Source organism: Grimontia sedimenti, from assembly GCF_011045095.1.
Lineage (GTDB): Bacteria > Pseudomonadota > Gammaproteobacteria > Enterobacterales > Vibrionaceae > Enterovibrio > Enterovibrio sedimenti.
Window position 1 is genome coordinate 93,161 of record NZ_JAALDL010000010.1, and the last position, 23,638, is coordinate 116,798.

A 23,638-nucleotide genomic window follows, 5' to 3' on the forward strand; every position below is an offset into this window, starting at 1 on the left:
CATAGATCTCGCTCTCGTTATTTGAAAATCTAATTGATAAATTTATTTTTAATGTAAAAGTCAGCGACATTGTTTGTATAAATGCGACAAGATATTCGACTTACATAACAGCTATTACATTAGGAGTTTCGAAAACTAACTCTATTTTCACCCACTAGAATTAAATAAAATCAATTGCATAAAATGGCCAAATTATTTCGATTGATATAGTCAAACCGCAGTAGCCTCACCAATTCTCATGCCAATTTCTTAGCGATGACCAGTGACGCCGCGGTCTGTTCCTTCTTGGTCGTATACAAGCAATCCCGAAGTCGTAATTAAATAATTTTCCACATAGAAACAGGGTCATTATGCAGGTATACCCAAGCAAACTGCTGGCAGCAGTGTGGGCGGGTTGGATGCTAATTGCTTGGACTGACGTTCAAGAGAGCCTCGATATGACTGGTACTTCACTAGGGAAAGAAGATGACTAAAGTGCCCGCACAACGCATTGATAATGCGCTTATTGACCGCAACGCCGTGAAAACCATGCTGGAAAGACGTATCCCCGATCACACGTTGGAACAGCCGTTTTACAATAGCGAAGCCCTGTTCCAGATAGATATGGAAGAGATCTTCCACAAAGAATGGATTTTCGCTGGCATGAGTTGTGAGCTGCCAAAACGCGGCAGCTACATCACGGTCGATATTGGTCTGAGCCCTGTCATCATCCTGCGGGATAACAAAGATGAAATCCGTGCTTTCCATAATACCTGTCGTCACCGCGGCTCGAAGATCTGTCTGGCCGCTAAAGGCAAAACACCCAAACTCGTCTGTCCATATCACCAATGGGCTTACGATTTGGACGGTTCACTGGTCTACAACGGTCAGGACATGGATGATAGCTTTGATCGATCCACCCATGGATTGGCGTCTGTACATTGTCAGGTAGCTGGGGGCTATATCTTTGTTTGCCTTGCCGAAACAGCACCGCCCATTGAAGACTTCGTGAAAGACATGGAGTACTACCTGGAACCGCACGATCTCTACAATGCAAAAGTCGCGGTACAGAGCGAAATCATTGAGAAAGCCAACTGGAAACTGGTGGTGGAAAACAACCGCGAATGCTATCACTGCGATGGCTCCCACCCAGAGCTTCTAAACTCATTGTTAGAATGGGACGATAACAATGATCCCCGCGCCACACCAGAGTTCAAAGCGTTAGTCGAGAAGCAGCAAAATTTCTGGTCTGGCATGGATATCCCTTATCAATACCAAATGCGTTACGACAACCGTAACCGCATTGTTCGTACCCCGCTAAAAGAGGGTACCCACTCCATGACGATGGATGGTCAGGCTGCCAGTAAAAAGCTTCTCGGCCGTATCACCTCACCGGATCTTGGTGCACTACGTATTCTTCACCTGCCAAATTCCTGGAACCATGGTATGGGCGATCATCACATCGCGTTTCAGATCCTGCCAATCAGCCCACAGGAAACCAAAGTCATCACCCGCTGGTTGGTGCACAAAGATGCTGTCGAAGGCGTCGATTATGACCCTGAAAACCTTCGCCATGTCTGGGATGCGACCAATGCGCAGGACAGAACCTTGTCTGAAAATAACCAGCTGGGCGTAAATTCCATGGGCTATCAACCGGGGCCCTATTCCAAAACCTATGAATTCGGGGTGATCAACTTCGTCAATTGGTACTGCGAGCGCATGAAAGAAAATCTGGGTTAGAACCAGTGGAAAATTGGGGGTAAGTCAGGGTGGTGTATTCAGGTATGTGTATGTCGTGCCTGTGTAATCTAAAACCCTGAATCCACCCCACAATCGCAGCAGGAAACCGCGAAAAATCTCAGGGAAAATCACTATGAACGAACTGGAACCCTTACCCGAAGACAGCTTAAACCCGGTTAATACGCAGACCTGGGCAAATGGCCGTCATGTTGTGCGCTGTGTTAAGGTGATTCAGGAAACACATGATGTAAAAACTTTCTGCTTTATGAGCCAGACACCCATCATGTTTTTCTTCAAACCCGGCCAGTTTGTGACGCTTGAGCTGGAGATTGGTGGCGAGCAGGTGATGCGAAGCTACACCATGTCGTCCTCCCCTTCTGTTCCGTACAGCTTTTCGATTACGGTGAAACGGGTCAAAAATGGGTTGGTCTCTAACTGGCTTCACGACAACCTTCGGGTAGAAGATGAGATTGCCGTTCATGGCCCGGTTGGCAACTTCAACTGCATCGACTTCTCTACCGACAAAGCGCTATTCCTTTCTGGCGGCGTTGGCATTACGCCTGTCATGTCGATGGCAAGGTGGTGGTACGACACCAACAGCTTGGTCGACATGAAATTTGTCCATAGTGCTCAAACCCCAAAAGACATCATCTTCAAGAAAGAGCTCGAACTGATTGCGTCACGTATCGACAATTTCGAGCTCAGCATCATCTGTGAACGCTACGACATCGGCGAAAGCTGGCACGGCTATCGCGGCTTTCTGACCCAGCAAATACTCGAACTCATCGCACCGGATGTCCTTCAGCGCGAAGTCTACTGTTGTGGCCCCGAGCCTTACATGAGAGCCGTGCGCGCCATGCTTAAAGACATCGGCTACGACATGTCGCGTTACCACGAAGAAAGCTTTGGTGAGACGCCACCGGAAGCCATTGAAGATGCAGAAGAGTCTGCAGAACTGGCGCAAATTGCGGAAGAGTTGCCGCAAGCCGGGTTCAGTGTGGAATTTATTGATGAAGGCATGTCTGTCACGGTGACCGAAAACGAAACCGTGCATGCTGCCAGTACCAAGTTGGGCGTACAAATTCCCAAAGCTTGCGGCATGGGGATCTGCGGTTCGTGCAAAGTGAGGTTACTGTCAGGGAATGTCAATATGGAGCACAACGGCGGGATCAGCGACGAAGAAATTGAAGAAGGCTACATTCTCAGCTGTTGTAGCAAGCCCCTTGATGATGTGTCGATTGAGACCTGAAACCCTAATATCCCGCCAACTGATTGATACCAAAGAAGCTCCTTTACGGAGCTTCTTTGGTTTTATCACCATTCGTACAAGATTTCAGACAAAAAGCCTGCCTAACACAACCATTACCGAACGCTAACAAAACTCAGTAGGTTATAAACCAAAGTGTACTTACCAAGACGCCATATTAACGAGGTGGCTTGGAACAACTGCTGCAGCAAACACCCAATTAATAACTCCAATGGAAATAGGAGATAGAGAAATGACTATGTTCAAAACACTGATGTTAACCTTCGCAGTATTTTTCTCAGGCTTGGCACTCGCCAGCGACACCGCGACTGACTGCTCGGAAGGTTCTGAAGCCCCAGAGTGTCAGGTAAAGGATGACAGCAGCACTAACTAACTGTCATTTGAAAGGCGCTTCCAGTTTTCCATACAACTGTTGAAGCGCCATCAAAACCCGTCCGTTTATTGGTCGTATTTATTGACTGTAGTTGGGGTAATCCACGTATCCTTTTTCACTCCCCCCAAACAGGGTCGTGGAATCAAACTCCGCCAGTCTCCAACCATGCTGAAGCCGCGTCGGAAAATCAGGGTTGGCAATAAACGGACGTCCAAACGCCACCAGATCCGCATACCCTTTATTCACGATCTCCGTTGCCCGGATTTGATCGTATTTCCCTGCCACGATCACAGAGCCCTTGTAACGCGCTCGAAGCTGCTGACGAAACCCTTCAGACACCTGTGGCGCATCATCCCAATCCGCTTCGGACAAATGAAGGTAAGCCACATTCAGGTCGTCCACCTCACCCGCCACATACAGAATCGTGTTGATTATGTCAGGACAATGCATGCCACGCGCGGTGATAAAAGGCGCCAAACGCACACCAACACGGCTTGCACCTACTTCATCACTCACTGCCTCAACCACTTCCAGAAGCAATCGCGCACGGTTTTCAATACTGCCGCCATATATATCGTTTCGGATATTTGAGGTAGAGCGCAGAAACTGATCTAGCAAGTACCCGTTAGCCGCATGGATTTCGACACCGTCAAATCCAGCTTTCATCGCATTGGCTGCGGCTTTTCTGTAATCCTCAACAATTTTCCCAATCTCATCAATTTCCAATGCTCTAGGCCTTGGGCAATCCACCATACTTCCCTGCCCGTTTTCGTCGGCAACCCAGACCTGCGCATCTGGCTTGATTGCCGAAGGCGCAACCGGTGGCTCGCCATGGTGAAAGCTTTCATGGGACATTCTTCCCACATGCCAAAGCTGCAGGAATATTTTCCCGCCCTTTTGATGAACCGCATCCGTCACTAATCGCCACCCTTCAATCTGTTTGGCTGTGTGAATGCCCGGCGTAAAACTGTAGCCCTGCCCTTGCGGAGAAATCTGCGTCGCTTCGGTGATGATAAGCCCCGCGCCTGCTCGCTGCGCATAGTAATCTGCCATCATAGCATTCGGGATATTGCCGGGCTGCGTGGTGCGACAGCGGGTCATTGGTGCCATCACTATCCGGTTTTTCAGTGCTAATCCACCTGTTAAGTAATCGTCAAACAAGGTCATTGTCTTTCTCCTTTCAATGCTTCAGTTGATTGGCAGAGCGGACAACAGGAATGTCCTCCGGCATGTCGGTATCAGGCACATCGAGTTCGATCAGTAAGGTGCCGACCGCAAGAAACACCTGAACCACGCCCTCTTCCGGCACCCGGGCAAGCGTGAAGTCAAAACCCGCCGCATCAAGCTTTGCCATCAAACGGTTCGCGGGAATCTCAGAACGAAACGCCACATGATTGAGCTTCACCTGCGCTTCATCTTCCACATCCACCACATGTAGCAAGGCGTCTTTCCCTTGATAAAACCAGCGTCCCGGAAACGGAAAGGCCGGACGCTTTCCTTGATGCAAGCCCAACACAGTTGCCAGTTTCAGTAATGTCTCGTCCTCTTCGCGGCTAAACACACTCAGGTGGTCAAACTGCCAGGTCGTCGTTATGTCCTTCATGCTTTACCCTCTCTGCTCATTGGTAGGAAAAAGCTTATTTGACCTCTTGGCGTTGAAAAACTAGCCTGATCTTTAACCTCTTTAAAATTATTTTTGAAAATGAAGACGCTTCAGGACTTTCGAATATTTATGGAAACCGCCCGTCATGGCAGCCTGTCAGAAGTTGCAAGGCAGATGGACATGACCCCGGCCGCCACCAGCGCGGCAGTAAAACGATTGGAAGCAGAAATTGGTGCGCCACTGTTTGTGCGCTCGACAAGGCACCTTCGCCTCACGCAAGACGGTGAAGCCTTCCTCAAACATTGCGAGCAGGCTGTTGCCCTTATTGAAGATTCTGCAGAGGCCATTCGTTCAGGCGCTTCAGTGATCAGGGGAACCTTGATGCTTTCTGCACCCTCGGATCTGGGTAGAAATGCCTTGCTGGGTTGGATGGATGAATTTATGGCTATCCACCCTGAAATAGAAATTCGCCTGCAACTCTCTGATCGCATCGCCAACATCTATAACCAACCGGTTGATTTGGCGCTGAGATACGGTGAGCCGCCTGATTCGAGCTTGATTGCGCTTCCCATTTACAGCGAGAATTGCCGCGTACTCTGTGCTTCGCCAGCGTATTTAGAGCAGCACGGCACGCCAGACTCTCCGGAAGATTTGAAGCATCATCAATGCTTACGGTTTATGGTCGGTGAAACCATTCAAAGCCAGTGGCCGTTTTGGAAAGATGACGTTTATGTGAGCGTTGGAGTAAAAGGAAACAGAACCTCAGACGACGGTGAAGCCGTCACCCGCTGGGCGCTGGCGGGACATGGTATTGCCTATAAATCCAAGTTAGACATAAAGGCGCAGTTGGACAGTAAAGAGCTCGTTCATGTGTGTCCTGAGTGGAAAGGACAACATGCGCCGCTCAATCTGATTTGCGCAGACAGGCGATTACTCAGCCCCGCTGTGAAAGCACTCCAAGTGTTTCTCACAGAAAAATGTCAGCAATAAAAAGGCCGGAGGTTTTCACCTACGGCCTTACTAGAACTTGGTTTAGCGAGCAGAAACTCAGTCGCGCAGGTAAATCATCCAATACCACATGCCCACAAACAGGCCACCGCCTATGATATTACCCAAGGTCACTGGCACCAGGTTGTTGATGAAGAAATTGGTAAAGGTCAGATCTGCAAAGTCTGCCACGTTCATGCCTGTCATTGCCCAGAAAGACTCAGGCGCAAAGTACTTGATACCAATCGCCATCGGCACCTGGAACATGTTCGCAATACAGTGCTCAAAACCTGCTGACACAAACATCGCCACGGGCAGAATCATCACCAGGATCTTGTCTGTCAGAGTGCGGCCTGAGTAGGTCATCCATACCGCGATGCACACCAGCACGTTACACATAATGCCGAGTGCCACCGCCTGGAAAAAACCATGGTGCAATTTGTGCTGCGCGATGTTCATGGCGTTAATGCCCACTTGTCCGTTGCCGAACATGTATTGCTGAGCGATCAACATACAGATCACCAGCAAAATCGCGCCAATCAGGTTGCCGCCGTAAACCACCAGCCAGTTTTTAAACAACGCGCCCCAGGTAATCTTACCACTGGCTCGCGCCACCAAAGTGAGTACTGAACTCGTGAATAGCTCGCCACCGGTAATGATCACCAGGATTAACCCCAGACTGAATGCCAGACCACCAACAAAGCGTGTCATACCCCAAGGCATGTCACCAGCACCTGTGGTTACTGTCGTATAGAAAATGAATGCAATACCGATATGAATACCGGCGGATATCGCCAGAAGGAACGATTTGAATGGGTCTTTGGTTGCTTTCGCTACACCAATTTCTGCAGCACGCTCCGCGATCTGCGGCGGTGGCAGAGAGTCAAACTGAGTAAAGTTCATGGTTAATAGCACTTAGTGTGAACAGGGAGGGCGCGGATAATCTCTCCATTTCCGCATTTTTTCAAGGGGAAATTTCATACCAAATACCATCAAAATATTTGGCGTCTTTCTGTCGGTATTTTGTTCGAGAATGTCTCGATTTAATGACAATTGATGCCTGTTTTTTGTTGAAGCACTGGGTGTCAAACCCTTTGTTCGCCTAGCATCAACCATTGAGTGAATCTTTGAGTTAATTCGCAATAAGACTTTCAAGCTATGAAATCATCACAAAGTCATAACACAATTCACTATCAGGGTTTGAGTCATCAACAAATCTGCTGGAAAAAACATAACATTCTGTATATATCACTCTGAATTTTAAAGATTTGCCATCATTTTCGGGCGAGAAGGTCAAGTGACCAGCGTAGACAGGGAGAGAGTCATTCAGTGTTAGCCTATTTATTGCGACGGTTATTGCTCGTCGTTCCAACATTTCTTGGCATCACATTAGTGATCTTTGCCATCACCCGATTTGTGCCGGGTGGGCCCGTTGAGCGCATGCTCGCCCAATCCCAGTTTATGGAGGAAGGGTCTGCGCAAACCCAGAGCTTTCAGGACAACTCCTCGCTCGATGAATATCAGCTGGAAGAGCTGAACGCCTTCTATGGTCTCGACAAGCCGGTGATGGAAGCATATTGGGAGTGGCTGAACCGCCTGTTGGTGCTGGACTTTGGTGAATCTACCCGCTACTACGAACCCGTACTGGATATGATTATCGAACGGCTCCCCGTCTCCATGTTCTACGGCGGTATGACTTTCCTGATTGCCTATTTGGTCTCTATCCCTCTCGGCTACTACAAAGCTGTTAAGCACAACACCGCCTTTGATAACGCTTCTTCCGTGCTGATTTTCGTCGGCTATGCCCTTCCGGGTTACGTGGTCGGCATCCTGCTATTGAGTGTTTTCTCCTTCCATCTCGACTGGTTCCCCATGGGTGGGTTTACCTCTGATGACTTTGACGATTTAGAATCCAAAGGCGAGATGATTAAAGACGTGCTCTGGCATGCAGTGCTGCCACTGATTTGTTACATCATCGGGGATTTCGCCACCCTGACCATCACCATGAAGAACAACCTCATGGAGAACCTTTCCGCTGACTACATCCGCACAGCCATTGCCAAGGGCCTGCCTTTTAAAGATGCGGTGCGCAAACACGCGATGCAGAACAGTTTGATTCCTCTGGCGAGCCATTTCGGTAACTCGCTGTTGTTCTTCCTGACGGGCTCCTTCCTGATCGAAGTGGTGTTCAACATCGACGGGATTGGCCTGCTTGGCTATGAAGCCATTATGGAAAGGGATTATCCGGTAGTCATGGCCATTGTGGCACTGAACGCTGCCATGCTTCTGGTGGGTAACATCGTTTCAGATATCTGTGTGGCACTCGTGGATCCGCGGGTAAGGTTTGGTGAATGATGATGACTCTCAGCCCACTGACGCAAAAGAAGATCAAACGCTTCAAGGAAATCAAACCGGGTTACTGGTCTTTCATTGTCCTCTCTACCCTGTTGCTGCTTTCCCTGTTTGCCGAGTTTTTCATTAACAGCAAGGCCCTGATGGTGCGCTATAACGGCGAGCTGTTCTTCCCTGTGGTGAGCGATGTTCGCCTCGGCACCGAGTTTGGACAGGATTACCAAAGTGAAGCCAACTACCGCGAGCTTCAAGCCCTGTTTGAGGAAGAAGATAAGGGTAACTTCGTGATCATGCCGTTGGTGCCTTGGAACCCTTATGAGCAGGACTTTATCGAAGGGGAATTCCCACCTTACGCACCAAGCATTGAATCACAGCACTACCTCGGCACCGATGTGATTGGCCGTGACGTGTTAGCACGTCTGTTCTATGGCTTCCGAATTGCCATGATGTATGCCCTCACTACAATGACCATCTGTTTTGCGATTGGTACCGTGATTGGCTGTGCCATGGGCTTTTTCGGTGGCAAGTTCGACCTTATCAGCCAGCGCTTTATTGAGGTCTGGTCGATGATCCCTTTCCTCTACGTCATCATGATATTGGTTTCGATCACCAAGCCCACCTTTACCCTCTTTGTCGCCATCAACGTCATATTCGGCTGGATGGGGATAACCTGGTACATGCGGACCATGACCTATAAAGAATCCGCACGGGAATACGTGATGGCCGCGAGAGCACTCGGCGCGTCTACCACACGTATCCTGCTGAAACATATTCTGCCTAACACCATGGTCATGGTGATCACTCTGGCACCTTTTACCATTGTGGCGAACATCACTGCGCTGACGGCTCTGGATTACCTTGGCCTTGGCCTCGCGCCACCAACACCGAGCTGGGGCGAGCTGCTACAGCAAGGTAAATCGAATCTCGACAGTCCATGGATTGTTACCTCAGTGGTCACCGCCACTGTGCTGGTACTGACCATGGTGACCTTTATTGGCGATGCGGTCCGCGCTGCATTTGACCCGAAAAAATTCACCCGTTATGTCTGACAAAAGGAAGTGACCATGTTGAAATTGACCACACTCGCCGCTTTAGGCGCACTCGCTTTCACCGCGCAAGCCGCCGAACTTCCTGCCAACCTTGACTGGCAGACAAACTGGGACGATCCGGTATTTGCATCTGACAAAGCCAAGCGTGGCGGGACATTGCGTACTCACCTCGCCAGCTTCCCACTCACGCTTCGCACCGTGGGGCCAGATTCAAACTCAGGCTTACGCACTTACTTCCTCGATGAAGTGCCGGGACTCGTCACGCGCCACCCTGATACCTTGAACTGGATACCTGACATTGCCACCGAATGGGCATTTGCTGGCGACAACAAAACGGTCTATTTCAAACTCAATCCAGATGCAAAGTGGAACGACGGCAAAGCCATCACGGCAAGCGATTTCGAATTCATGCTCACGTTCTACCGCTCCAAAGACATTGTTGCGCCCTACTACAACGACTACTTCACTAACACCATTGCCGATGTGGTAAAAATCGACGACCACACGCTTGCTGTTAGCACAGTAGAAGAGAAAAATCAGGAAGAGTTAATGCTGACAGTTGGTGGTCTGAACCCCAAGCCAGCGCACTTTTTCAGCCGAGGGAAAGACAAAAACGGCGACGGCATGGACGACAACTATGTCCGTAAATACAACTTCAAAGCAGAGCCGACAGCAAGCCCATACTTTGTTGACAAGATTAAGAAGGGTAAGAGCCTGACGCTGAAACACGTCGGTGACGATTGGTGGGGTTACGAAAACAAGTACTATCAGAACCGCTATAACGTCGACAAAATACGCTTCACAGTGATCAGAGACCAAGATCTTGCCCGCCAACACTTTGAAAAAGGCAAGCTGGATGTGTTCGAGCTGACCTTGCCAGAAGTCTGGCATGAAAAGACAGATGGCGAAGTCTACCAAAAAGGCTATGTTCATCGTTTCTGGGGCTACAACGAAGTGCCTCAAGGTGCCGGGGGATTGTGGCTCAACACCGCTCAGCCGCTATTGGGTGACATCAATATCCGACGCGGCATCATGCATGCTACGGACATGGACGGCTTGATCGCAAAGCTGATCCGCGGAGACTATTCCCGTAAGCCGCACGCCACAGGGTCAGGTAATGGAAAATACTCTTGGGAGGGCGCAACGCCGCCAGCCTTCGATGCGGAGCTAGCGATTTCCCACTTCACGAAAGCGGGCTTTGGCAGCGTGGGAGGTGACGGTGTGCGCGTCAATGACAAAGGAGAACGCCTGTCTTTCGAGTTGGTCTACCCATACCCATCCTGGACACCACGCATGGCTTATCTCAAAGAGCAAGCGAAACTGGCCGGACTCGACTTCCAACTCAAACTGATTGATGGCGCTACCGGCTTCAAATACATGTCGGAGAAAAAGCACCAACTAGCCTTCATCAACATGGGCGCAAAAGAGATCCCTGGGTACTGGGAATACTTTCACTCTGATAACGCGAATAAGCCACAAACCAATAACTTCAATAATTTCAGCACACCAGAGCTGGATGAATTGATCACCCAATACCGATCTGAGTTTGACCTGACCAAAAAACAGCAACTGGCTCATGAAATCCAACGCATTATCCAAGATGCGTCTGTCGTCGTGCCAAGCTACATTCTGCCATGGAGTCGTCAGGGCTACTGGCGCTGGATGCAGTACCCAGAAAACCCGATGCAAAAAAGAATGGATTACCTGTTCACCGTTGGCCGCATTTATGGCTTGAGCACCTTCTGGATTGATGCAGATGTGAAAAAAGAAACGCTCGAAGCCATGGACGAAGGCAAAGCATTTGAACCCGTGACAGTGATTGACGATCGCTACAAGCGATAAGGCAGGAAAGATGACGGAACCGGTTCTCAGCGTCCGCGGATTAGAAACAGAATTCACTACTGATGACGGGGTGGTGAAAATCCTCCACGGCGTGAATTTCGATGTCATGGCAGGCCGAACCCTGGGTTTGGTCGGCGAATCGGGCAGCGGTAAAAGTGTCACCGCCATGTCCATCATGGGCTTGCTTCCCAAGCCCTATGGGCAGGTCACCTCTGGCGAGATCCTCTATCGTGGCACCGACTTAGTCAGCTTGCCGCCGGAAGAGATGTACCAAATGCGCGGCAACCGGATTTCCATGATATTTCAGGACCCGATGACCGCACTGAATCCTGTGCATTCCATTGGCAAACAGCTAACCGAAGTGCTGGCACTCCACAACCCGGAGATGAGCAAGAAAGCGCAGCAGGCTGCCGCGCTTGAAATGCTGGAAAAAGTCAAAATTCCGATGCCGGAAAAACGGCTCAATGAATACCCGCATAATCTTTCTGGCGGCATGCGACAGCGTGTGATGATTGCGATGGCATTGGCCTGCAGACCCGACATTCTGATCTGTGACGAGCCAACCACCGCGCTGGATGTGACGGTTCAAGCCTCCATTCTCGACCTGATGAATGACCTGCAGGAAGAAACCGGTATGGCGATGATATTCATCACCCACGATTTGGGCGTAGTCGCGGAAATCTGTGACGACGTGGCGGTAATGTATGGCGGGAAAATCGTCGAGAATGCTGACGTGTTCGATCTATTCGACCACCCTCAGCACCCGTACACCAAGCGCTTGCTCGGCCTGATGCCGGATCTGACCACCGAACCAAAGCAGTTGATCGATATCCCTGAGATCGACCCTGCGCTGTTTCCGGAATTTCGAGGTTAAACATGGAAGAGTTGCTAAGAATCGACAACCTTTGCAAACACTTCGTTTCCGGCAAAGGTATTTTCAAAAAGGGCTACACCATCAAAGCGGTGGATGGCGTTTCCTTCAGCGTGAAACGTGGCGAAACCCTAGGTTTGGTCGGCGAATCTGGCTGTGGAAAAAGCACCCTTGGGCGCACCATCCTAAAGCTTTATGAGCCAACAGGTGGAAAGATATTCTTTGAAGGCAAAGACATCACAGACCTCAGCCCGCGCGCCATGCGTCCGCTTCGTAAAGAGATGCAAATCGTGTTTCAGGATCCGCTGGAATCCCTTAATCAGCGCCACACCGTCGGCATGATTTTGGAAGAGCCTTTCGAGATCCATAACATCGGCACCCGTGCAGAGCGTAAACAGTGGGTCGAAGAACTCTTAGTAAAAGTTGGCTTGCCCGTAGAAGCTGCCAGTCGCTACCCTCACGAGTTCTCCGGCGGTCAGCGTCAGCGCATTGGCATTGCACGGGCGATTGCGCTCAAGCCCAAGCTACTGATTTGTGACGAATCCGTCTCCGCACTGGATGTATCTGTGCAGGCGCAAATCCTGAACCTGCTGTTAAAACTGCAACAGGAAATGAACCTGGCGATGATTTTCATCTCCCACGACCTTTCCGTTGTGCGTCAGGTGTCGGATAACGTCGCGGTGATGTATTTCGGCAACATGGTGGAATACGGCAATGCAAAAGCCCTCTATGCCGACCCGCAACATGAATACACCCAAACACTGCTGTCGGCAGTGCCGGTGAATCACCCGAGAAAACGCAGGAAAAAACGGCCTGCGGAAGCCACCAGCTAATACCAATCGTAGTAAGTATCTGCTACCTACTGTGATTGGTATAAAAGCAAAAAGCCCTGTCCGGAGACAGGGCTTTTTCTTATTCATCAACAGGCTACGCTTACCACATCAGGTCATCAGGGATCTTGAAGTCTGCGTATGGATCGTCCTCGTCCATCGCCTGTTCATCCACCGTGTTGTTCAACACGATCGTGTTTTCATCTCGCTGAACAATTTTGTCCGCCACCACACCAGGAACGATCGCGTAGCCTTCACCGTCGCGGGCAATCGCCAAGCGGCCATTCACCAGTTGGTCTTGCGTCGCTTTGTCGACGTAAATCTTCTTTACCAGCGTGCCGTCAGTGAAGTTGTACCCGATATCGCCGTCTTTGCGGTCAATCTTGTTCATCTCGACCAATTGCTTCACCTGCGCGGCAATCGCCTTTTTCTCGGCTTCCTGCTGCTTCTGGCGGTTCAGCTCCTGATCTTGCGCAACCTGCGCAGCGCGCTTTTCTTCAACGGCGGCTTTGGCTTCTTTTGCCAGTGTGCGCGATTTCTTCGAGCTCTTACCGGCCTTCTTCATTTTCTTTTTGTCGATAAGACCAGCTTGAAGCATCTGCTCTTGTAGGGATAGTTTTGCCATGTTGACTCCGTAGCGGGCGCTATTTCCCGAATTGTTGGCCGAATCATACCATTTAAGCCAGATTCGGCGCACCTCCAAACGGGTTAAACACCCATTGCTGACACCTGCGCTTTCACCTGAGCAAACGGATAGGCAGCCAGCTTTCCGAACCCTTCGATTTTCCCGGCGCGTAAGCGTCCGGTCAGTGGCGTAGCAATGCCACACAGGAATCTCGTCGCCGCCTCTACCGAGACTTGCGTGCCGTCTTTGGCAGCGGCATCAAGCAAAGGCTGGAGCAAACGCTGTAACTCCGCGGCATCCAATTCTGCCTGAGCGCTGGCTTTTGGCAACAATGCAACATTGCCACGACAGACAGAGCAATGCCCACACTGCGCTGGCGCATGTTGGTCAGCGAAATACGCTGCCAAGCGATGACTCAAACAGGTGTCAGTTTCAAACAGCGACAGCATGGCTTCCACGCGGTTGATTTCCGACGCTTCTTTGGTGAGGAAGAGTTGATGCATCTGCTCGCTCAGTTGCGCTGCCTGCTCACCCTGACACGCCTCAAGCTGAGTAACGCGGTAAACGTCCATCATCTGCTTGCTTTCAAGCTCAATCCAGCCTTTGTCAGCAAAGTAATCCAGCGCGGTAACAGCACGCTTTCTTTCCGCGCTGTAGCCCTGCCAAAGCGCATCAAAATCCACGCTATGCCAGGTGCGCGATTTTGGCGAGCATTGGAAAATCGCTTCCACAAATTGTCTTCTCTCGCCTTCAAACTGGTTCAATATTTGTTCAGGCTCCACCAGCATTTTGAAGCGGTAATCAGCGAAGTAACTGAACTGCGGCTCGATGATGCCTGCAAGCTCGAGGTAAACCAGTAAGGTTTTGAGCGGCAACTGGCGCACATTGGATTCTTTGGAAAGGCGGGTCAGCATCACTTCCCATGGTCTACCCGCAGGTGTCGAACCAATCTCATCAATCACGGCGCGAATGGCCATCAAATCCGGCGTGTCACCGTACACAAAGTTTTCCAACACACTGACCGATTCGCGGTTAGCCAGCACAGAACAGACCGACGGCAAACCATCACGCCCTGCCCGTCCGATTTCCTGACTGTAGTTCTCCACCGATTTTGGCAAATCGTAGTGAATCACCGCACGGATATCGGCTTTATCCACGCCCATACCGAATGCAATGGTCGCCACAATGCAGTTGATCTCCCCACGCATAAACGCGTTTTGAATCCGCTGACGATCATCACTTGCCATGCCAGCGTGATAAGCCTGTGCAGCCACACCTGCGGCTCTGAGTTTTCCTGCCACACTCTCGGCGGTTTGCTGCAAGGTAACGTAAACAATAGTGGGCTGAGGAAGCGGCACGCTCTGCATCAAGCTCAGTAGTGCTCCGTCTTTCTCTTGTTCCGAACAAGGAAGTACGTTGAGATCCAAATTCTGACGATAGAAGCCCGTTACTTCGACATTCTCAGGGGCGATGCCGAACTTATTGCGCATGTCTTCGATAACCTGCGGTGTTGCCGTCGCGGTGAGAAGCAGTACTTGAGGAATATTGAGCTGGGTGCGGTAAGCCGGCAGCTTTAAGTAATCAGGGCGGAAGTTATGCCCCCACTCTGAAATACAGTGTGCTTCGTCCACCACCAGCAAAGAAATCGGCACCGAGGAAATAAACTGGCGGAAGCGCTCGTTCTTCAAACGCTCGACAGAAATCATCAGGATTTTGGTTTCACCTGCTTTCACCGAACGCATCACTTCGCGCGATTCGTCATAAGTCAGGGAAGAGTCAATCGAGGCGGCGGCAATGCCCTTTCCACGCAGAAAATCGAGCTGATCTTTCATCAGCGCCAGCAGCGGAGAAATCACCAAAGTCAGGTGAGGAAGATGAAGCGCGGGAAGCTGGTAACAGAGAGATTTACCCGAACCTGTTGGAAAGATGGCCGCGGCAGAATGCCCAGCCAGCACCCTTTCGACCACATTCTGCTGACCACCGCGTAAGCTCTCAAAGCCAAAAACCGTTTGGAGTGTGTTCAAGTACGCATTCTTAGCTTGCGAAGGTACGTGCATCGTTTGCCTCATGTCATTGGGTCAGTTCTGCCAGCAGTCTACACTGCGCAACCCTATGCTTCGAGTGCAAACACCTTTTAGACCGAGCACGCTCCGGTTTCGGGTGAAACCCAATCAAGCAGCATCATCCACTTGCCAGAAAAACGCATAAAAATCATGCCAAGACTGAGGAAACTATCACCAAAACTTCCACCATGGCTTTTTGATTTCGAAAGTGAAAGTCGCTTCTGACTCTTGGTTGCCCGAAAGCACCACAGGCAGACCATTAGTAAACACATCACTGCAATCTTCATCGTGCTTAAAGCCCACCAGCGTACTGGCTAACGCCAAAGGGACTTCAAAGACATGGTCGACATCTGCCGACTCTCCACCATCTTCTTCCTGATCGGCCAGATACTGCACTTTCAACGTTTCAAATCTCGCGGGCAATTGCCCTTCCGCAGTAAGGTTCATACGGCTTTCCTGTGCATTATGCATCACCTGCCAACGCTTCTCGCCAGCGAACCAACACTCGGCGGAAGACACCATTACATGCTCCTCTACCGAACAGGCGATGACCATGCCGATTCGAGAAAGATCAGCCAACGACTCTTTGGCAATAATGAGGTTGTCCGACCCTTGCCCAACCACAAGATACCAGTCATCCCGCAAAGCCACACCTGCTAAGTCAGATTCAAAGTACTCGTCATTTTTAGTCGTTGCAGTGAGTCCTAACGTTTCCAACACGGCATCTTGATTTTCGGTTTTAACCGCGACCCAGGAAAGTGCAAAGCCCATTTTCTTGTCCTTCAGAAAATTCGATGAGGTAATACCAAAGCAACCTGAAGATACTGGCTGAATCCGGCATCTTCAGATTGTTTGGGTATAAGACTCAACACAATAGCAATGCGCCACGCCCGATTTTGTCTTGTCTATATGCCACACCAGGAATTTCTGTGGCTATCCGCAACACAGAGAGCATAAATGGGCGTAAACCTGTAACCACACTTTCTATCCGTATTTAGCCTTATCTTGCTTCGCTATACTTCAACCGCTCAACTAAGGAAGCTCTGGATTTACGCTCCAGCCCGCTAAATGGAAGATAAAATGAATCAATACGTTGTATGCGCACTCTACAAATTTGTGCGCCTTGAAGATTATGTGGAACTCCGTGAGCCATTGAAGGCGTTAATGGAGAAAAATGACATTCGCGGCACCTTACTGCTGGCGAACGAAGGGATTAACGGCACCGTCGCCTCCACGCGCGAAGGTATCGACACCTTGTTGGCATGGCTTAAGAAAGACCCTCGCCTTGCTGATACCGTCTATAAAGAGTCATTCGACGAAAACCAGCCATTCAACCGCACCAAAGTGAAACTTAAGAAAGAGATCGTCACCTTGGGGGTAGAAGGCATCGACCCGCGCCATGTGGTCGGCACCTATGTGAAACCTGAAGATTGGAACGATCTGATTTCTGACCCAGAAGTGTTTGTGGTGGATACCCGCAACGATTACGAAATCGAAATCGGCACCTTCAAGAATGCAGTGAACCCAAAAACCGACACTTTCCGCGAGTTTCCAGAATACGTCGCCCAAAATATGGACCCAGCCAAACACAAGAAAGTCGCCATGTTCTGTACAGGCGGAATTCGCTGTGAAAAATCGACCGCTTACATGAAAGAGCAAGGCTTTGAAGAGGTTTACCACCTTGAAGGCGGCATCCTGAAATACCTGGAAGAAGTACCTCAGGAAGAAAGCCTTTGGGAAGGCGACTGCTATGTATTTGATGGCCGTGTGGCAGTAAACCATCAGCTTGAAAAGAGCGGTTACGCCATGTGTAACGCCTGCCGTTTGCCTATCACCGAAGAAGACATGCAGTCTGAAGCGTTCGAGCAAGGCGTCAGCTGCCCTAAGTGCATCGACAAACACACCGACGAACAAAAAGCCCGTTTCCGTGAACGTGAAAAGCAAGTGCAGCTCTCAAGGGCGCGCGGCGAAATTCATGTTGGCGGCGAAGCTAACCAAATCATTACCCAGCGCAGAAATGAAAAGCTGGCGAAGAAGGCAGAGCAACGAAAAGCAAAGTAAGGCTGTTTGATTGCCCCAAACAAAAATCCCCTCAGTGGAAACGCGAGGGGATTTTTTGATGGTTTAAGTCAGCATCTGCTCAGACTTTCAACACACCAACCTCATACTTATTCCATCAATTAAGCTGATTTATAGCTTAGCGTCACGAATGAGAAAGCTCCTCTCGAAGAGGTATTCGTACAATCTCGAAGTCGGTAAGTCAAATTCAATGATTGACGCCGTAAACAACGCAATAAGAGAAGGATGCCTATGATGAAAAAATCTATTCTCACCTCACTCGTAATAACTGCTTTATTTGCCAAACCAATACACGCCGCCTGCCTTGGAAATGTTTACTCCCTTAATGCTGGCAGAGGAGACGTTGGTATTTTGGTAGACATCCAAGAGAATGAAAAGCTAACAGGTTCTTATAACGGCAGCCGAGCGCTTGCAGTGTCGAGAGCATCATTCAGTAGCTCTGCCATGACCTATGACAGCATCAACAACCGCATTTATTATGTCAGTGCACCACGCCCTACGAGATACTTCGTAGAGGGACTGGAAGATCTTGTCACTGCTGAGGAGTTGAAAAATATAAGTTTCCACGCGGCTGCCTCAGAATCCACTCAACTTGCCTATTATGATCCCTCTACGAAGCAGCATACTGTCGTTGGCAATGTCAAAGACACTTTCCGCATGGCTTTTGATAGTTCATCGGGCCAAATCTTCGCCTCTAACAACAATGAGATCTTCTCTATCGACCCGTCGAATGGCACCACAACGCCGATAGCAGATTTCGATGTAAATCTGCGCAGCAGTGGTTTTACTTCTTGGGGCGACTTTGTGTTTTACAAAGGTGAATTACTGTTTGTCACCAACACACGTACGTTCTCTATCAACACTTCTACAGGCGCTGCGACGCTAAAAGCCTTCCACAGTATTGGTTTCATCACCAGCGCCACACTCGACCAAAATGGCCAAATGCTCATTGCGGCTAAGAATCAGAATGTGACAGGGAATATCAACAGTACATTCCTCTGGCGTTTACACCCCGAGACAGGCGAAGTCGTGAAAGTCGGACTTATACCAGCCAGACTCAGCGCTATGGCAACAAATACGCAAGAAGATTACACCTGCTACCCTGCAACGGTATTCCCAAGTCAGCGTGAAAATGACGTTGATAGTGTCCTCGGTAGCACGGTAGAAGAAGGCAATACAGCCACCTTTACCGTCAATTTTGATCAAGAGACGGCAGCAGCGACAGATATTAATCTTACACTCAATAACGGCAGCGCTGTCATTAACAGTGATTTTAGTGGGGCGGTGACTATCGAGTTCGAAGATGGTTCGTCGGTCAGTGCAAACCTGAGTAATAGCGCTACAAGTGTAAGCGTACCACCCGGCAATGGTTGGCTGAAAGTCAAGGTCAACACCATCGAAGATACCGTGTTTGAAAGTAACGAGAATTTCTCACTCAGAGCATGGTTCCGCGACAATGAGAGTGATGCGAAATCGGCTTCATCGACAATAACGAACGATGACTACCAAATTACCCAGTTACTCGGTAACCCCGAGATGAATTATCGTGGCGTTTGGAGTGAAATCGAAAACGGATTGAATGGAAGAAATCTGGACCACAGTTACGGCTCGTATAATTTCAATACGGGTGGTCAAGGCCAAGGGGCAGCAGTCTATCAATACTTCAATGTCGTTCCGGGTCAACAATATTCCGTTCAAACCAGGTTCTGGGCGCAAAGAAGCGGTACGGGTGGCACACACGGTGGTGAAGTAAGAATCTCCAACGGTAGTAACAACAGCAATATCTACTCCAGAAGTTTCTCGTTAACTGAAGGTAATTCAACGAACATCAACTTCAACTTTACCGTACCTTCTAACTTAAGCTACCTTCGAATACAGATCACAAACACGTCTGTATCATGCTGCGTTGAAAGCACTGACTTGAATGTAGATTATGCGCGAGTCACCGGGCCTAAACCCTAATTGAACAAGGTAATGCCTACGTTTGATTGGCCAGAACTAAAATCCCCTCAGCGGAAACGCGAGGGGATTTTTTGTTCAAGCATTGAAGACGTCGTGCCGAAATGAGTTTTGGGACAGAAATAGTTTAGATCTGTCGCTCTAAACTGTTAGATATTGATAAGCTGAGTTTGAGCGAAATCGACTTGTTAAGGTCTACAAAGTGGGTGGCAATTCATACCTTAAAAATGAAATGCTACGAAGACAAGTAATACACAGCTAATGCCTTATCGTTATAATCAGTACAGTTTGATTTTAGAAGTAATCGCTGCACATTTTTGTCATAAAACCCTCCTTCGGGGACTAAAGCTTTAAAGTTAATTGAATCACCCCCAAGATCATGAGCTTTTATTTTTTTATCTAGTTCAACCGCCTGCATCTTCCTCACTGATAGTGAGTTTTGCTCTGAGTTATTTGAAGCTACTAACTCATGGGAAGACTTCAGCCAATCTCGGTACATAGCAAAATTCGTACTTGTTGATTTACAAAACGAATTTGATGCGTGAGAGTCTACTGGAACCATCGTGACTGTATCGTAAACTTCACTCCAAGGATAATTAGCTATTCCTTGGTTCCGATGTTGAGCGCCATGAAATTCGACCCATCTAGATTCACTGTCTGTTACAATTACCGAACCTGTTACTTGAGCTAGAAATAAACCCATCTCATAGTTTGGAGCTATGCTAAAGGGCATAAACTGATCTCCTAATTCTTGTAGGGGGATTAAGGGATCAATTTTGGATTTATCATCTAAAGTATCATTCACGTCTTCAACTTGCCTGTCTGTCAAATGAGGAAACTCATTCAATAGCATTCTCTTTCGCACTTCTCGAGGCTTCATATATGTAGAGTTTAAAAGGTCTTCTGTCATCAAATGCAAATGTACCTGACGGTCTAACGGACTAATGAAAACTCCTTTTCTAGAAGTCGCCATACCTAATACTTCATGACGCAAACCATAGTCGAAGCAACAAGGATCAGGAATGAGATTTACTAATCCAAAACCAATATATGGTTCAATCATTAACATAAAGTGAAAATCTTTCAGGGCCTGATATTTGTAACTACTAGGTGTTTCAACAGGACTAAATTTAGGGTTTACATTGTTAGGATTAATAAGTGGATGTTGAATGAGAAACTCCTCAAAATGAGGAGCAATAGTAAGTGCGTGTATGCCTATTCTTCTAACATCTAGTGGACCAGTATAAAGTCCACGAAACTTACCATCAGGTTTAGGCAACATAGAATATATATCAGTATCGGTAGGCCATAGTACGGAATAGAATCTATAGATTTCTGACACCTGCTCATCTGACAATTCGCGCCTAACATCATCCCACGACTTTCCTTTATTGAGCCCGAGCACACCTCTGATTGCATTACACAATGCTAGATTTCGTTCCCTAATACTTAGCACCGACCAAGTTGAACGCTTCTCTATAGGTATATCTCTACAGCACTTCTTGTACTTTTTACCACTACCGCACCCACAATTTTCATTGGGGCCTAGCATTTTTTCATCAATTGTCTTTTTGAGACAACTACTTTCGGGATTCTTTCGGCCAAATGCGTCTTGATAATGAACATGGCCATCATCAAATTTTGCAAACATCTCCCCACCATAACGATAAAGTTCCCTAGATGGTGGTAACAATACGTGTTTTAAATCAGCCCAATCGCAATCAACTTCTTTATCAGGATGTAGCCAAGCATCAGAGCCAGCAGCTACAGACTCATTTGAACGACTTTTGATTATATAGTTAATCTTGGTTACTTCTTCATCTGACAACTTTCGAGTATTGATAAACTCTATTGTATTAACCATGCTTTGACGCATCTTTACAGCGTTAGTGCGAGGCTCTAAAGGGTTTACTGATTCAGGGGCTTTTGCATATTCAAGATTGGTCAAAATTAAGCATCTATTTTTATCCAATGGAAAAATAGTTTGTGAGCCCTTTAGGGAAATATCTGGATCGTTGGGGTATTCACATAACTTTGAGTCAGGTGGGCACGCACAGTTGTATACCGTTACGGGATGGTCTGAAACGATAAATTTAACCGCTGAATCTTCGGCAGAAACGAGTTCTCGTACTCCCTCAGCCCACAGAGTGCAATGCAACGACCTTACTGACTGCATTTCTTTCATCAGGTCATTTTGGCTAAGCTCTGGGTAATGGCTTTTTATCCAATCTAAGCCCTTTGGAGTTCTGATTTTCTGCGCATCTAAATACGAAAAGAAACTTTCAAAATGCTGATGCCACAAAGCTGGGTCATCAGTTAGAAACGCCCTTACAGCATGTGAGCCATTGTCATCAATATACCCAAACAGTTTCTTCTCAATTTCATCGTTGATTTCATCTCCAAAGAAAGTCGTGTATAGGTCTTTTTGATAAAAACGTTGGGTCGGAGTCTGCCACTTTTTAGATGGAGGGATAATTTTGACGTCCCCATTAGGCAATACAATTGATTTTTCCTTGAGATGACAAAGCTCATTTTCTCTTTCACTAAAGAAGCCCCTTTGATGCCATTGAGGTACGTAATGATTATCTCTTGTTTTAGACATTCAACCACCATAAGCCACTATAAATAATAGGATTATACTGAATACTGTTATCCAGAAAACAAAAAAACTTGATAGTCCTCACTGAGATTAGATTTCATTGTCATTATTTTTGACAATACGATAAATACTCGGAAAAATTCAGCTAAAGTTTTTTCGAAAAATCCCGTCCGAACACCATCAGCCAATCGCACTTTGAGCTGTCGCATTCGGATAACTACTGGTAGGGCAAAGTTGTTATGAACAAAGTGTGTATGAGCTTTTACTCTGAATCATAAAGGGGCAAAACTAATCCACCCCTTTATTGTTAGAGCGTCCTTGCTCTTTGTTCACTCAGTTAGCTTTAAAAGCAATCCTCTCCGCAACACGCTTCCAATAAGAACCCGCTTCAACAGAGGTTTTCTCAAAGTCCTGCACAAACACGCCGCGGAAGCGGTACATGGTTTGTCCCACTTCATTACGTACTCGCGCAAACACAACCATGGTGATATCTTGCTGGAGGTTCTTCTCAATGACTTCTGCACGTTTTTCCATCGACTCAATGTTGTATTCGAGAATTTCTTTTCCATCCTGACTGAGTTCGTTGAACCACTCTCCGTTCGGGTACAGCTTGGGGAACCAGAGTTTGTGGTTCGGGTATCCCGGAACAGAAGCTGATGAACGCTGGAATCCGGCATAGTTATGGCCGAAAAGGTTGCACACTTCGACGCTGGTTCTGAATGCCACATCATCTTTCAAGTCGACATAACCCAGCGCTTTAAAGCGTTCAATAGAGTGCTCGAATTCGGGGTTCCAAGGTGCGAATACCCCTTCCGCTTTTTGCTTTTGAATTCTGGTTTTGATTAACGTCACTAACTCATCAACCTGTTGGTTGATTTGCTCAATCGAAACAGAAGCATCAATGCGATAAACCTCATGTTGGGTCGCGGTAACAATGTCCAGTTCGCGGATTTTGTCGGCATCGATTTGCTGCTTGTGAAAGCCTTCATCAATCTCAACGTGAAGCTTCAATTGGGGCAGATAGAGATCGGTCAGCGCAAAGCCATCTGGCCTTGAAACGTACTGTTGGGTGATGAATTTTACATCCAGATCATCAACTTTATGGATGATGCGGGAAATGGCATAAAGCTCGAAACGTTTGTGGGTACAACGTTGTAACTGACGGGTAAGGTGGAGCGTTTTCATTTTGGGCAGTGTTTACGAGTGATTTGACACGATCCCAAGGAATGTCGGCTTGCTAAACAAGATATTCGGAGATGAAGGGGGAAAATTTTCAGAACGCTAGATGGGTGGAAGCCCCCTCAGCCACATCCCGGCACACACGTCCCAAGCGCGGGCTGCTTCCTTCCGGACCTGACCCAGTACACAAGTTAGTGTTGCGGGAGGACCAAGGGGGCCTCCATAGATTTGATACACCAAA

General features: G+C 48.3%; 20 protein-coding genes and 1 other RNA gene. 12 read left to right on the forward strand and 9 right to left on the reverse strand.

Annotation, left to right across the window (positions count from 1 at the left end):
• The first annotated feature begins 350 nt into the window (after positions 1–350).
• From G5S52_RS24225 to G5S52_RS13965, 4 genes are all read left to right on the forward strand, one after another.
• A complete protein-coding gene (locus tag G5S52_RS24225) occupies positions 351–473 on the forward strand; it encodes a hypothetical protein (protein WP_256481756.1) in 123 nt (40 codons plus the stop codon).
• On the forward strand, positions 466–1,719 hold the full coding sequence (gene gbca / locus G5S52_RS13955; protein WP_165014833.1) for a glycine betaine monooxygenase oxygenase subunit: 1,254 nt from the start codon (positions 466–468) through the stop codon (positions 1,717–1,719). Before G5S52_RS24225 ends, gbca begins: the two co-directional genes overlap by 8 nt.
• A 133-nt stretch (positions 1,720–1,852) precedes the next feature.
• Complete coding sequence (gbcB, locus tag G5S52_RS13960) at positions 1,853–2,968, forward strand: glycine betaine monooxygenase reductase subunit (RefSeq protein ID WP_165014836.1); 1,116 nt, start codon at positions 1,853–1,855, stop codon at positions 2,966–2,968.
• Between the two features lie 250 nt (positions 2,969–3,218).
• The gene (locus G5S52_RS13965) at positions 3,219–3,359 is read left to right on the forward strand and encodes a hypothetical protein (RefSeq protein ID WP_002540901.1); all 141 of its coding nucleotides are present in this window, start codon (positions 3,219–3,221) and stop codon (positions 3,357–3,359) included.
• Between the two features lie 78 nt (positions 3,360–3,437).
• On the opposite strand, the gene G5S52_RS13970 is transcribed toward G5S52_RS13965, so the two are convergent.
• Positions 3,438–4,526: an alkene reductase gene (locus G5S52_RS13970; protein ID WP_165014838.1), complete on the reverse strand. Its 1,089-nt coding sequence runs from the start codon at positions 4,524–4,526 to the stop codon at positions 3,438–3,440.
• Positions 4,527–4,539: 13 nt separating this feature from the next.
• Positions 4,540–4,962, reverse strand: a complete 423-nt coding sequence (locus tag G5S52_RS13975; protein ID WP_062660746.1) for a VOC family protein — start codon at positions 4,960–4,962, stop codon at positions 4,540–4,542.
• A 99-nt stretch (positions 4,963–5,061) separates the two neighbouring features.
• Here G5S52_RS13975 and G5S52_RS13980 point away from each other — a divergent pair, with 99 nt between their 5' ends.
• Positions 5,062–5,952 (forward strand): LysR family transcriptional regulator, encoded by an 891-nt coding sequence (locus G5S52_RS13980; RefSeq protein ID WP_165014841.1) that lies wholly within the window; start codon positions 5,062–5,064, stop codon positions 5,950–5,952.
• Between the two features lie 57 nt (positions 5,953–6,009).
• On the opposite strand, the gene focA is transcribed toward G5S52_RS13980, so the two are convergent.
• Positions 6,010–6,852: a formate transporter FocA gene (focA, locus tag G5S52_RS13985; RefSeq protein ID WP_002540903.1), complete on the reverse strand. Its 843-nt coding sequence runs from the start codon at positions 6,850–6,852 to the stop codon at positions 6,010–6,012.
• Between the two features lie 426 nt (positions 6,853–7,278).
• Between focA and G5S52_RS13990 the strand changes: the two genes are divergently transcribed.
• The 5 genes from G5S52_RS13990 to G5S52_RS14010 are packed head-to-tail and all read left to right on the forward strand — an operon-like array spanning position 7,279 to position 12,896.
• Positions 7,279–8,304 carry an ABC transporter permease subunit gene (locus G5S52_RS13990; RefSeq protein WP_063856835.1) on the forward strand — a complete coding sequence of 342 codons (1,026 nt, stop codon included), beginning with the start codon at positions 7,279–7,281 and terminating at the stop codon, positions 8,302–8,304.
• Complete coding sequence (locus tag G5S52_RS13995; protein WP_062663089.1) at positions 8,304–9,350, forward strand: ABC transporter permease; 1,047 nt, start codon at positions 8,304–8,306, stop codon at positions 9,348–9,350. Before G5S52_RS13990 ends, G5S52_RS13995 begins: the two co-directional genes overlap by 1 nt.
• A gap of 15 nt (positions 9,351–9,365) precedes the next feature.
• Positions 9,366–11,192 carry an extracellular solute-binding protein gene (locus tag G5S52_RS14000; protein WP_165014844.1) on the forward strand — a complete coding sequence of 609 codons (1,827 nt, stop codon included), beginning with the start codon at positions 9,366–9,368 and terminating at the stop codon, positions 11,190–11,192.
• Positions 11,193–11,202: 10 nt separating this feature from the next.
• On the forward strand, positions 11,203–12,066 hold the full coding sequence (locus G5S52_RS14005; protein WP_165014848.1) for an ABC transporter ATP-binding protein: 864 nt from the start codon (positions 11,203–11,205) through the stop codon (positions 12,064–12,066).
• Positions 12,067–12,068: 2 nt separating this feature from the next.
• Positions 12,069–12,896 (forward strand): ABC transporter ATP-binding protein, encoded by an 828-nt coding sequence (locus G5S52_RS14010; protein ID WP_165014851.1) that lies wholly within the window; start codon positions 12,069–12,071, stop codon positions 12,894–12,896.
• A 100-nt stretch (positions 12,897–12,996) separates the two neighbouring features.
• On the opposite strand, the gene G5S52_RS14015 is transcribed toward G5S52_RS14010, so the two are convergent.
• The 3 genes from G5S52_RS14015 to G5S52_RS14025 all read right to left on the reverse strand — a co-directional run bounded on the left by G5S52_RS14015 (position 12,997) and on the right by G5S52_RS14025 (position 16,352).
• Positions 12,997–13,518, reverse strand: a complete 522-nt coding sequence (locus G5S52_RS14015; protein WP_002540911.1) for a DUF2058 domain-containing protein — start codon at positions 13,516–13,518, stop codon at positions 12,997–12,999.
• A gap of 83 nt (positions 13,519–13,601) precedes the next feature.
• The gene (locus tag G5S52_RS14020; protein WP_165014854.1) at positions 13,602–15,575 is read right to left on the reverse strand and encodes a RecQ family ATP-dependent DNA helicase; all 1,974 of its coding nucleotides are present in this window, start codon (positions 15,573–15,575) and stop codon (positions 13,602–13,604) included.
• A 177-nt stretch (positions 15,576–15,752) separates the two neighbouring features.
• Complete coding sequence (locus G5S52_RS14025; RefSeq protein WP_165014857.1) at positions 15,753–16,352, reverse strand: hypothetical protein; 600 nt, start codon at positions 16,350–16,352, stop codon at positions 15,753–15,755.
• Between the two features lie 309 nt (positions 16,353–16,661).
• On the opposite strand from G5S52_RS14025, the gene trhO reads away from it, so the two are divergent.
• Positions 16,662–17,642, forward strand: coding sequence for an oxygen-dependent tRNA uridine(34) hydroxylase TrhO (gene trhO, locus G5S52_RS14030; RefSeq protein WP_165014860.1), 981 nt, complete (start codon positions 16,662–16,664; stop codon positions 17,640–17,642).
• A gap of 249 nt (positions 17,643–17,891) precedes the next feature.
• Positions 17,892–19,622 carry a hypothetical protein gene (locus G5S52_RS14035; protein WP_165014862.1) on the forward strand — a complete coding sequence of 577 codons (1,731 nt, stop codon included), beginning with the start codon at positions 17,892–17,894 and terminating at the stop codon, positions 19,620–19,622.
• A gap of 232 nt (positions 19,623–19,854) precedes the next feature.
• On the opposite strand, the gene G5S52_RS14040 is transcribed toward G5S52_RS14035, so the two are convergent.
• The 3 genes from G5S52_RS14040 to ffs form a co-directional block, all read right to left on the reverse strand.
• The gene (locus G5S52_RS14040) at positions 19,855–22,221 is read right to left on the reverse strand and encodes a DUF4238 domain-containing protein (protein ID WP_165014865.1); all 2,367 of its coding nucleotides are present in this window, start codon (positions 22,219–22,221) and stop codon (positions 19,855–19,857) included.
• Between the two features lie 330 nt (positions 22,222–22,551).
• Complete coding sequence (locus tag G5S52_RS14045) at positions 22,552–23,403, reverse strand: AbaSI family restriction endonuclease (protein WP_165014868.1); 852 nt, start codon at positions 23,401–23,403, stop codon at positions 22,552–22,554.
• Positions 23,404–23,514: 111 nt separating this feature from the next.
• Positions 23,515–23,611, reverse strand: an RNA gene (ffs, locus tag G5S52_RS14050) — signal recognition particle sRNA small type.
• Between the last annotated feature and the right edge of the window lie 27 nt (positions 23,612–23,638).